The 10,363-nt window shown below is 75.0% G+C and carries 9 protein-coding genes; 4 read left to right on the top strand and 5 right to left on the bottom strand.

The features are described 5' to 3' along the window. Window positions 1-184: 184 nt before the first annotated feature. Both ABZS66_RS57695 and ABZS66_RS57690 read right to left on the bottom strand, forming a co-directional pair. On the bottom strand, window positions 185-337 hold the full coding sequence (locus ABZS66_RS57695) for a hypothetical protein (RefSeq protein WP_354772861.1): 153 nt from the start codon (window positions 335-337) through the stop codon (window positions 185-187). After that, a complete protein-coding gene (locus ABZS66_RS57690; RefSeq protein ID WP_354772859.1) occupies window positions 330-3,017 on the bottom strand; it encodes a LuxR C-terminal-related transcriptional regulator in 2,688 nt (895 codons plus the stop codon). The genes ABZS66_RS57695 and ABZS66_RS57690 overlap by 8 nt, the downstream gene beginning before the upstream one ends. Before the next feature lie 167 nt (window positions 3,018-3,184). On the opposite strand from ABZS66_RS57690, the gene ABZS66_RS57685 reads away from it, so the two are divergent. The 3 genes from ABZS66_RS57685 to ABZS66_RS57675 are packed head-to-tail and all read left to right on the top strand — an operon-like array spanning window position 3,185 to window position 4,402. After that, the gene (locus ABZS66_RS57685; protein WP_354772857.1) at window positions 3,185-3,520 is read left to right on the top strand and encodes a VOC family protein; all 336 of its coding nucleotides are present in this window, start codon (window positions 3,185-3,187) and stop codon (window positions 3,518-3,520) included. A gap of 29 nt (window positions 3,521-3,549) precedes the next feature. Continuing rightward, complete coding sequence (locus tag ABZS66_RS57680) at window positions 3,550-3,963, top strand: DUF1801 domain-containing protein (protein WP_354772855.1); 414 nt, start codon at window positions 3,550-3,552, stop codon at window positions 3,961-3,963. Window position 3,964: 1 nt separating this feature from the next. Continuing rightward, entirely contained in the window at window positions 3,965-4,402 is a 438-nt protein-coding gene (locus ABZS66_RS57675) for a pyridoxamine 5'-phosphate oxidase family protein (RefSeq protein WP_354772853.1), read from the top strand. A 7-nt stretch (window positions 4,403-4,409) separates the two neighbouring features. On the opposite strand, the gene ABZS66_RS57670 is transcribed toward ABZS66_RS57675, so the two are convergent. From ABZS66_RS57670 to ABZS66_RS57660, 3 genes are all read right to left on the bottom strand, one after another. Then, window positions 4,410-4,874 carry a hypothetical protein gene (locus ABZS66_RS57670; RefSeq protein WP_354772851.1) on the bottom strand — a complete coding sequence of 155 codons (465 nt, stop codon included), beginning with the start codon at window positions 4,872-4,874 and terminating at the stop codon, window positions 4,410-4,412. 167 nt (window positions 4,875-5,041) lie between these two features. Continuing rightward, window positions 5,042-7,771: an AAA family ATPase gene (locus tag ABZS66_RS57665; RefSeq protein WP_354772849.1), complete on the bottom strand. Its 2,730-nt coding sequence runs from the start codon at window positions 7,769-7,771 to the stop codon at window positions 5,042-5,044. After that, window positions 7,771-9,618, bottom strand: a complete 1,848-nt coding sequence (locus tag ABZS66_RS57660) for an anthranilate synthase family protein (RefSeq protein ID WP_354772847.1) — start codon at window positions 9,616-9,618, stop codon at window positions 7,771-7,773. The genes ABZS66_RS57665 and ABZS66_RS57660 overlap by 1 nt, the downstream gene beginning before the upstream one ends. Before the next feature lie 103 nt (window positions 9,619-9,721). Here ABZS66_RS57660 and ABZS66_RS57655 point away from each other — a divergent pair. Continuing rightward, window positions 9,722-10,363 (top strand): 2-amino-4,5-dihydroxy-6-one-heptanoic acid-7-phosphate synthase (locus ABZS66_RS57655; RefSeq protein WP_354772845.1); only part of this gene is annotated, 642 nt, incomplete at its 3' end.

Raw genomic sequence — 10,363 nt, 5'->3', positions numbered from 1 at the left:
CACGCCGCCGGCGTGCGCCGTCGAGGACCTGATGGTCCTGATGCACGGCCGCGTCGCCGCGGTGCGCGCGGCCGTCGTCCTGACGGAGCGCATGCGCCGCACGGTATAGCGTGCGCCTGGGGGGTGCCGCCGCCGTACCGTGACCGATGGCCGCCGGACTGTTCCGGCGGCCATCGCGTCGCTCTCAGCGCCGCAGCCCCTTGCGCGCGACGAACTCCAGGACGTCGGCCGCCTCGAGCGCCGGCGGGTCACCTTCGTGGATGTGGAACCACACCTCGTCGCCGCAGCGCCCTCCGGCAACGGCGAACCCCCAGTGGTCGCCGGTCCCGCTAGTCACCCGCCAGGGTCAGGGTCCGGGTCTGCTGGTAGGCGCAGCCGGCCGCCTCGAAGGCCGCCGCGGTGGCCAGCACCGCCTTGCGGTCGCCGGTCAGCAGGGCCTCGGCGCGGTCCAGTTGTGCGGCGGCGATCGGGTTGCCCGCCACCACCCTGCGGGCGTCAGCGATCCACGACCGCGCCTCGGGATGGCCGGACAGGACCGCGGCCTCCGCGCGCAGCGAAACGTACCAGTGCAGCCAGATCCACGTCACCCACTTCCACACCTCCGAAGGCTCCGGGGCCAGGCGCTCCAGGGCTTCGGCCGGGCGGTCGTGGTGCAGCAGGTATATGCCGTCGAAGACCGCCCCGTAGCCCGTGCTGCGTTCCGGGGTCGCGCCGAGGTCGTCTGCGATCGACAACCACGTATCTCGGGAAGCGCCCTGCAGGCCGTGCACCATCGCCACCGCAGCCGCCGTGGCGGCCAGGCGGGGGGCCCGCAGGCGGCCCGTGCGCTCCCATGCCTCCAGGAAGCGCGCGGACATCGCCGGGGACACCGAGCCGGCCAGGGCGTCCGTCATGAGCAGCCAGGACACCCCGTAGTGGCCGACCTCGGCCAGCAGCGGCAGGTCGGCCAGGCGAAGGGCCCACCGCCGAGCGGTCGGGATGTCACCTACGCCCAGGGCGGTGTCGATGCCGGAGACCAGGGCGTCGGTCAGTTCGTGCATGCTCGCCGGCGTCACCGGTACCGATGAAAGCAGCTCGATCCGGCCACGGGCCGTGGCGGCCGCGCCGAAGCTGTCGCCCGACCAGCTCTGGGCGCCGGCCAGGCCGTCGAGGGCGGCCGAGACGGCGAGCGGGTCGGCCGCCGCGCGGGCCAGGTCGACCGCGCGGGTGGCCGCGGCCAGCGTCGAGGCGGCCGCGTTCGACGACGGGCCCTGGTCGGAGCCGAACGTGTCGGCGAGGACCGCGGCCTCGGCGAGCGCCACCGCCGGGTCGCCGTCCGAAGCAGCCAGCGACCGGGCCGTCGCCAGCAGCGCCGCCGGCTCGTCGGACGGGGGGAGGTGCGTGAACGCGCCCGAGAAGCGGTACGCGGTGATAGCGGCCGTCGCCAGGTCGGCGGCGGTGCCCGAGATCGAAGCGGCCGCGCGGTGCAGGCGGTACATGTCGTCGCCCAGCAGCCGGCAGCCCGCGACCGCCGCGGCCGAGCGCAGCGCCGCCGCGGCCGCCGGCGGGTCGTCGGTGAGGGCGGCCGCCTGCTCGTAGCGCTGCTGCGCCTCGCCGACCAGATTGCGGGTGAACGCCAGCTCGGCCAGCGCGCACGCCAGCTCGTAGGCCGGCGGGCCGGACGCGGCGCCGAGGGCCGCCCGCAGGTCGTCGGCGACCGCGTCGAACCGGGCCCGCCACGGACCGTCGGCCGGGTTGCCGCGCAACGACTGTGCGCTGCGCAGGCACCAGTCGAGATGCCGGGAGTGGACCGCGGCGACCTCGCCCGCCGACGAGAGCTGCGCGAAGCCGTACTGCCGGATCGTCGCCAGCGCGCGGTAGCGCGTCCCGCCCGTCGCCGGCGCCGCCGACAACAGGCTCTGCTCGGTGAGCCGGGACAGCCCGTCGACCACCGCGGCCGGCGACAGCGGCGCGAACCCGGCCACCTGCCCGGCGGCGTCGGCGGTGAACGGCGCCGCGAAGACCGAGACGCGCCGCAGCAGCGTCTGCTCGTCCGGCTCCAGCAGGGCGTTGCTCCAGTCGAGCATCGCCCGTACCGACTGCTGCCGCCCGTGGGCCCGGGCCCCGCCGGACAGCAGGCGCAGCTGGTCGGACAGCACCGCGGCGAGCCCGTCGAGGCCCAGCGTCGGGAGCCGGGCGGCGGCGAGCTCGATCGCGAGGGCCACCCCGTCCAGCTGCCGGCAGATCTCGGCGGCCTGGTCGTGCTGGTCCGGCGGCACCGGCCAGCCCGCGGCCGCCGCACGGTCGAGGAACAGCTCCACGGCATCCGATTCCAGTGCCAGCGGCGGTACCGGATGCACGCGCTCGAACGGCACCATGAGCCGCGCCCGGCTCGTCGCCAGGACCGTCAGCCGCGGGCACCCGGCCAGCAGCCGCTCCAGGAACGGCGCGACCCCGTCCCGGACGTGCTCACAGTTGTCGAGGACGAGCAGCGCGTGCCGGTCGGCCAGCGCCGCCACCACCGACTCGTCGATGCCGCGGCCCTGCTGCTCGCCGATGCCGGCGGCCGCGGCCACGGCGGCGCCGACCATCGCGGGGTCGCTGATCGGGACCAGGTCGACGAACCACACGCCGTCGGCGAAGTCGCCGGCCGCGTCGGCGGCCACGGCGAGGGCCAGCCGGGTCTTGCCGACCCCGCCCGGCCCGACCGCGCTGACCTGCCGGTGCGCGGCGACGGCCGCGGCCAGCTCGGCCCGCTCGCGGACCCGGCCGACGAACGCGGTCACCGGGGCCGGCAGCGCGGAGGCTGCCTGCCCGCCGCGCGCGGCCCGGCCCCACTCGGCCGCGAGCTGCGCGAGCGCCCGCCGGTCGGCCGCGCCGAGCTTGCGCAGCAGCGACGACACGTGGGTCTCGACGGTGCGGACGGAGATGTACAGCCGGGCGCCGATCTCCGCGTTGCTCAGGTGCTCGCCGACCAGGGTGAGCACCTCGGCCTCCCGCCCGGAGATCCCCGTCTGCGCCACGACCACGGGCTCCATCCTGCCCGACCGCCTCCGCGGACCACTCAGTGGTGGGCTCCGTGGTCACCACGGATGTGGCCGGCCCACCCGCCGGGAGAGGCTTTCACCAGCAAGAACACAGCAAGAACACAGCAAGAACGCAGCGAGAACGCAGCGAGACACCAACCGAGTCGCAAGGAGCGATCATGATCAGGACCGTGCTGCACCCCGTGTCCGACCTCGCCGCCGCCAAGCCGGTGTACGCCGCCCTGCTCGGCACCGCGCCGCAGACCGACAGCACCTTCTACGTCGGGTTCGAGGCCGGCGGCCAGCAGATCGGGCTGGTCCCGGGCGGCGGCCCGCAGGCCATGACCTCGCCGGTCGCGTACTGGCACGTGCCGGACATCGAGGCGAAGCTCGCCGAGGTCGTCGCGGCCGGCGCCACCGTCAAGGAGGGCGTGAATGACGTCGGCGGCGGCCGCCTGGTGGCCACGGTCACCGACCCCGACGGCAACGTGCTCGGCCTGATCCAGGACAACTGACCAAACCACCACAAAGAGGAGATAACGTCATGGCGAGTGTGTTCACGGCCGAGGAGCGGGCGGCGATGAAGGAGCACGCCCAGGAGCTCAGGAAGCCGCGCAAAGGCAAGACGGACGCCACGCGGGACGTCCTGGCCAGGATCGCGGAGATGCTTCCGGAAGACCGCGCGCTCGGCGAGCGGATCCACGCGATCGTGACGGCCAGCGTGCCGGAGCTGGAGCCGAAGCTGTGGTACGGCATGCCCGCCTACGCCAGGAACGGCAAGCTGATCTGCTTCTTCCAGAGCGCCCAGAAGTTCAACGCCCGGTATGCGACGCTCGGCTTCAGCGACCAGGCCAACCTCGACGACGGCGCCATGTGGCCGAGCGCCTTCGCGCTCACGACGCTGACCGCCGCCGACGAGGCCCGGATCAGCGACCTGGTCAAGCGGGCCGCGGGCTGAGATGGAGCCCCGTCCGCTCGACCAGCGCCGCACCGACACCCTGCACCGGCTCGACCACGACGAGGACGTCTGGGTGGCCACCGCCGACGCGGCCGGCACGCCGTACCTGGTACCGCTGTCGTTCCTCTGGGACGGCGAGACGCTGCTCATCTCGACCGTGGCGACCAGCCCGACGGCCCGCAACCTGCGGGCCGGCGGGCGGGTCCGCCTCACCGCCGGCCCGACCCGCGACGTGGTGCTCATCGAGGGCACCGCCGAGCCGGCCGGGGACCTCACCGCCGAGCTCGGCGACGCGTTCGCGGTCAAGACCGGCTTCGACCCGCGGACGCTGCGCAACTACGAGTATTTCCGGATCCGCCCGCAGCGGATCCAGGCCTGGCGCGAGGCGAACGAGCTCGCCGGCCGCGACCTCATGGTGGGCGGCGAGTGGCGGGTGTGAGGGGATGTTAGGTGTAGCGGAACCCCGCGCCGTCGCATCGGTTGCACATGCCGCCCTCGATGCCGGGCCGCACCCCGGTGCCGTTGCACACCCAGCACGTCTTCTTCTCCGGCCCGGAGAACCAGCCCCGGCCACCGCCGCTCGACGGAGATGGTTCGGCGTCCGCCCAGCGGCCGGCGGCGAAGCCGACGACCGGTATGCCGACCAGGACCCCGAAGATCCACCAGCCGAACGGGAACCAGCCCGCGAACGCGGTGTACCCGCTGACCCCGGCGACGCCGGCCACCGACAGCGCGCGCAGTTTCCCGCTGGCGTAGAGAAAATGCGCCGCCCGCCAGATGAGGCCGAGCACCGCGCCGACGAGCACGGCGAAAATGAACACCACGACGACGATGACGACCAGGCCGATCGCGAAATACGCCCACGTCGGCAGGTCGTCGATCCCGGCGAGCCGCACGGAGCCGAATGCCATGTGGCGCAACGATACGGACGCCCGGCCGGGCGCACCAGAGACGCTGAGCGCCATTCACGTTCACCGTTCGGATGACCCATTCCGAGTATTCCCGGAGCATTCTCGAAGCATTTTCGAACAATGGTTGAACGGCGTGTTTCGCGTCCCGGCAAATCGCCCGGAAAACGTCAGCGTTCGCGGGCGATCAGGGCCGCCAGTTCGACGCGGCTGCGCAGGTCCAGCTTCTGGAAGATCTTGCGCAGGTGGCTGTCGACCGTGTGGCGGGACAGGAACAGCTGCTCGGCGACGGCGCGGTTCTTGTGCCCGTCGGCCACCAGCAGGGCGACCTTCAGCTCGGCCGGGGTGAGCAGCGCCAGGGGCGACGCCGGGCGGAACGGCGACGGCTCCGGGGCCGGTGGGCGGCCGCCGAGGCGGTCGAGCAGGCGCAGCCGCATCCGGTGCGCGCCGTGCTCGGTGGCCAGTTCGAGCGCCTCCTCGACCTCGCCGGCGTGCTCCAGGGCGGCGGCCAGGGCCAGGGGGCGCGGGGTCTTGCGGAAGCGGGCGACAGCGTCGAGCAGCCGGCCGTGGTCCTCGTGCAGCAGGCCCTCCGCGTGCAGGGCGGCGCCGGCCAGGGAGTGCAGCGCGGGGTTGCGGTCGGCGATGCGCCGGGTCACGTCGGCCACGACCGCGGCCCGCGAACGGTCGCCGGCGCCGAGCGCGATGCGCACGAGCGAAGCCGCCGCGCACGGGTGCTGGATGACGATCGCCGGCCGGTCGGGGAGCGCGTCGTACAGCCCGGCGATCGTGCGCAGGGCCACGTCCGGGCCTTCGAGCGCGTCCTGGAGGTACGCCTCCGGCCACACGATGTCCTCGGGCGCCGCGGTCGCGCCGGTGGCCACCCGGCAGCGCAGCTGGCCGAGGTACTCCCGCGCCTGGTCGTCGTCGGCCCGCAGGATCGCCAGCCGGATCAGCTGGCCCAGCAGCGGCACGGCGGCGGCGACCGCGGTGAGCTGCTCGGCGAGCGCGACGCCGTTCTCGGCCTCGGCGACCGCCTCGGCGAGCCGGCCGCGCGCGGTGAGCAGCGTGGTGCGGTAGTAGTGCCACAGCGGCGCCGACCACGCGGTGCCGAGCCGCTCGGTCTCCTGCCGGCCGCGCGTGATGACCTGGTCGGCCTCGTCGAAGCGATCGAGCCCGGTGAGCGTGTCGGCGAGCCAGATGCGCGGGTGCCGGTGCGCGGCCTCGCCACCCACCCGGTCGGCGATGTCGGTCGCCTCCTGTGCGTGGGCGAGCGCGTCCGCCGGCCGGCCCTGTGCCTGCGCGACCAGGCTCCGGGCGGTCAGGCCGAAGACCGATGCCGCCCATTCCTGGGAGTTCTGGCCGATGGTGTACCCCTGGTGCCCCGCCGCGTCGGCCCCGGTGAGATCGCCGACGTAGAAGAGGGCGTGCGCCCGGACGGCCCACAGCCGCGCCTTGACGGCCTCGGGGATGTCGGCGTGGCGCAGCCCCCGGTCGGCGTACTCGACCGCGCGCCGGTTCTGCCCCGCGTGCTTGAACGCGTCAGCGAGCCCGTGCAGCAGCGTCGCCTCGGTGGCCGGCGGCAGGCCGGCCTGCAGCGCCGCCTCGCCCAGCTCGTGCGCCTGTTCGAGGCGGCTGGCCGAGGCCAGCAGCCCGACGGCGTCGGCGACCAGGCCGACCCGGACCGGGTTGTGCTCGCCGACCACGCCGAGCGCGCGGACGATGAGGTCGGCCGCGGTCGCCGGGGCCTGCCCGGCCACCTCCATCGCGGCCTCGTGCAGCCTGGTGACGGCCTCGCGGGTGCCGGCCCGGCCGCTCTTGAGCAGGTGCTCGGCGACCTCGACCGGCGAGCGGCCCTCGTCGCGGGTGACGACCGCGGCCTCGCGGTGCAGCAGCGCGCCGACGGACTCGCCGATCGTGCCGTACACGGCCAGCCGGACCAGGTCGTGCACGAACTGCAGCCCGTCCTCGCCGTCGACCAGCACCTTCGCGGAGACGGCCTCCTCGACCTGCGGCAGCAGCGCGCCGGGCCGGTTGCCGAGCAGCCGCGCGGCGGCCTCGACGGTGAACGGGCGGCCGAACACCGACCCGGCCCGCAGCAGCAGCCGGGTGTCGTCGGACAGCCCGCGCAGCACCTGGTCGACGATCGTGATGAAGCTCGACGGCAGCTCGTCGCCGACGACGGTGGCGACGCCCTCGCTGATCACCAGCTGGTCGGTCGCCTGCAGCGCCCGCAGCAGCTGCTCGACCTGCAGCGGGATGCCGTCGCAGCCGCCGGCCAGGGCGAGCACGGTGTTGTCGACCTCGGCGCCGACCACCTGCTGGCACAGCCGCCCGACGGCCGCGTCGTCGAGCATGCCGAGCCGCACGTGCTCGGCGCCCTCCCGGATCAGCCAGTCGACGACCTGCTGGCCGGGCGTGTCGGCGGGGGCGGGCCGGCGGGCGAACACCCACCGCACCGGCGCGCCGGCGAGGGCCGGCACGAGCTCGCGGACGGCCAGGGCGGACAGCTCGTCCATCCAGTGGGCGTCGTCGATCGCGATGACGAGGGGGCGGCCGTCGGTGAGGTCCTCCAGGACCGCCCCGAGGCGTTCGAGGGTGCGGTACTGGTTGTCGGGCTCCTCGCGCAGCCAGCCGAACGCGTCGCTGTGCGGGCGGATCTGCTGCAGCGCCGACGCGAGGGTGACCAGCGGCGCCGCCCGGTCCAGCTCGAACGCCGCCCGCGCGGCGACCGGCACCCCGAGCGTCTCCGCGTGCGCGACGGCCGCCCGGACCAGGTGCGACTTGCCGATCCCGGCCGAGCCGGTGAGCACGGTGCAGCCGCCCGCGCCGGCGGTGGTCGCGGCCACCGCGGCGTGCAGGCCAGTCAGTTCCCGGTCGCGGCCGAACGTCCTCAGCGCCATCAAGCGCACATTCTGGGCGACGTCGATGATCGAGGACTACAGCCTTTCGGCCGACCTCCGGGTGATTCGGGGGCGAGCACCCCCGTGAGCATACGCCGCAGGATGGCCGGTCCGTGCTCGGTGAGGACCGATTCGACATGGAACTGCATCGTCCGTACCCCGGGCGCCGCCAGCCCGTGCACGACCCCGGTGGCCCGATCGCGCAGCACGCGCACCGACCGGCCGGTGAGCGGGTCGGCCAGCACGTCGGCCGGGCTGACGGCGGTGAACGTGTTGTAGAACCCGACCCGCCCGTATGGCGCGACGACCCGCTGGACCCCCTGCTCCGGGCGCGGCAGCCGGCGAATCGCCAGCCCCAGCTCCGCGGCGACGACCTGGTGGCCGAGGCAGACGGCGAGCAGCGGCGCGCCGGCCGTGAGCCGCTCGCGGGCCAGCTCACGCAGCCGGGCGATGCGCGGGTCGCCCGCGTCGAGCGGGTCGCCGGGCCCCGGCCCGAGGACGACGGCGTCGTGGTCGTCGGGCTTCGCGGTGTCGTACCGCTCGACCCGCACCACCGCCCCGATCGCCTCGAGCAGCCGGGCCAGCATGGCCGTGAAGTCGTCCTCGGCGTCGACCACGAGGATCCGCGCCCCGGCCAGGCGCTCGTCCGGCCAGGGGCGGGACAGCCCCCGCCAGAACCGCGACAGTCCCTCGTTGCGCGCCGCCAGCATCCCGCCCGTCCCCTCGCCCACCGGCCCCGCCGGAGCCTCCCGGTACCTGACGGACGGCTGGGGGTCGACCAGGGCGGCCGCCTTCGCGCGGGTCTCCGCGGCCTCCGCGGCCGGGTCGGAGTGACGGACCAGGGTGGCGCCCGCCGAGACCCGCACCGAGCCGTCCGCCGCGATCTCCGCGGTGCGGATCAGCAGGGCCGAGTCCAGCGAGTCGCGGCCGATGAGGGCGACCGCGCCGCCGTAGTGGCCGCGGCCGTCCGGCTCGTGGTCGGCGATCACCCGGCAGGCGGCGGCGAGGGGGCTGCCGGTGACCGTCGGGGCGGGCAGCGTCTCCAGCAGCACCGCGCGCGGGTCGAGGCGGGTCGGGCCCTCGATGCGGTACTCGGTGTGGGCCAGCCGCGACATCGGCCGCAGCCACGGCCCGCGCAGCCGGCCGCCGCCGGGGCAGATCCGGGCCATCGTCTTGAGCTCCTCGTCGACGACCATGAACAGCTCGTCGGACTCCTTGCGGTCGGCGAGGAACGCGCGCAGGCCCTCGGCGGTGGGGCCGCCGGGCGGGTAGCGGTACGTGCCGCTGATCGGGTTCATCGTCGCCACCCCGGCGCGCAGGCCGGCCTGGCACTCCGGGCTCGCCCCGACGAGGGTACGGCCGTCGCAGTGCACGAGGAACGTCCAGTACGCGCCCCGCTCGCTCACCAGCAGCCGGCGGAACAGCGCGAGCGCGGCCCGCGCCGGATCGGGGCCGAGCGCGGCGCGGAAGGTGCGGCGCAGCACGAAGTTCGAGCCCGTGCCGCGGCCGATCTCGCCGGCCACGACGGCGCGCACCAGCGCCGCGTAGGCGTCGTCGTCCAGGTCGAAGCGGCCGGCCGCCAACGCCTCCGAAGGACCGGACGGGAGCCAGGACAGCGCCGCGGCGAGGGGCAGCGAGGTGTGCCGCTCGACGGAGAACGCGAGCAGCGGCGCCCCGTCGTCGGCGCACGGCAGCCCGCGCTCGGCGATCTGGCGGTACGGTACGGCCGCGAAGACCGGCCGCTCACCGGTCGGCAGCGCGGCCACCGACCCGGCCGCGACCGGCGGCCCGGTGAGGATCTCCAGCCGGTCGCCGCGGCCCCGGCACAGCAACGCGAAAGCGGTCATGAACAGCACCGTCGCAACCGGCCCGAGCAGCCGGCAACTACTCGTCCGGGCAGCCAACTGAGGTAGTGGCCGGCTACTCGCGGCCGCACCTACGGTCCGTGGCATGGCTGTAGTTCACGACACCTTCGCGAGGCGGGTCCGCCTCCAGCACCTGCATCGGCGCGACGCGGCCGGCCTGTTCGTCGTGCCGCTCGACCACTCCGTGACCGACGGGCCGATCGTCCGCGCCGGTCAGCTGGACCGGCTCATCGGCCAGCTCGCCGACGGCGGCGCCGACGCCGTCGTGCTGCACAAGGGCGCGCTGCGCCACGTCCACAGCCGGTGGTTCCGGTCGATGTCGCTCATCGTGCACCTCAGCGCGTCGACGACCATGGCCCCCGACCCCGACGCCAAGGTCCTTGTCTGCGACGTCGAGGAGGCGCTGCGCCTCGGCGCCCACGCCGTCAGCGTCCACGTCAACCTCGGCGCCGCCACGGAGGCGCGCCAGCTGGAGGGCCTCGCCCGGGTCGCCGGCGACTGCGACCGCTGGGGCGTGCCGCTGCTCGCGATGGTCTACCCGCGCGGGCCGCAGATCGCCGACGGCCGCGCGCCGGAGCTGGTCGCCCACGCCACCACGCTCGCCGCCGACCTCGGCGCCGACCTGGTGAAGACCTCGCTGCCGCGCTCCCCGGCGGCGCTCGCCGCGATCGTCGCCGGCGACGATGCCGGCCGAGGCGCGGCGGCCGGTGAGCGAGATCGGGTCGCC

It is taken from the genome of Dactylosporangium sp. NPDC005572 (genome assembly GCF_040605515.1).
Taxonomy (GTDB): Bacteria; Actinomycetota; Actinomycetes; order Mycobacteriales; family Micromonosporaceae; genus Dactylosporangium.
The sequence above is the reverse complement of the archived record's forward strand: the minus strand, read 5'-3'. Positions and strand labels throughout refer to the sequence as shown.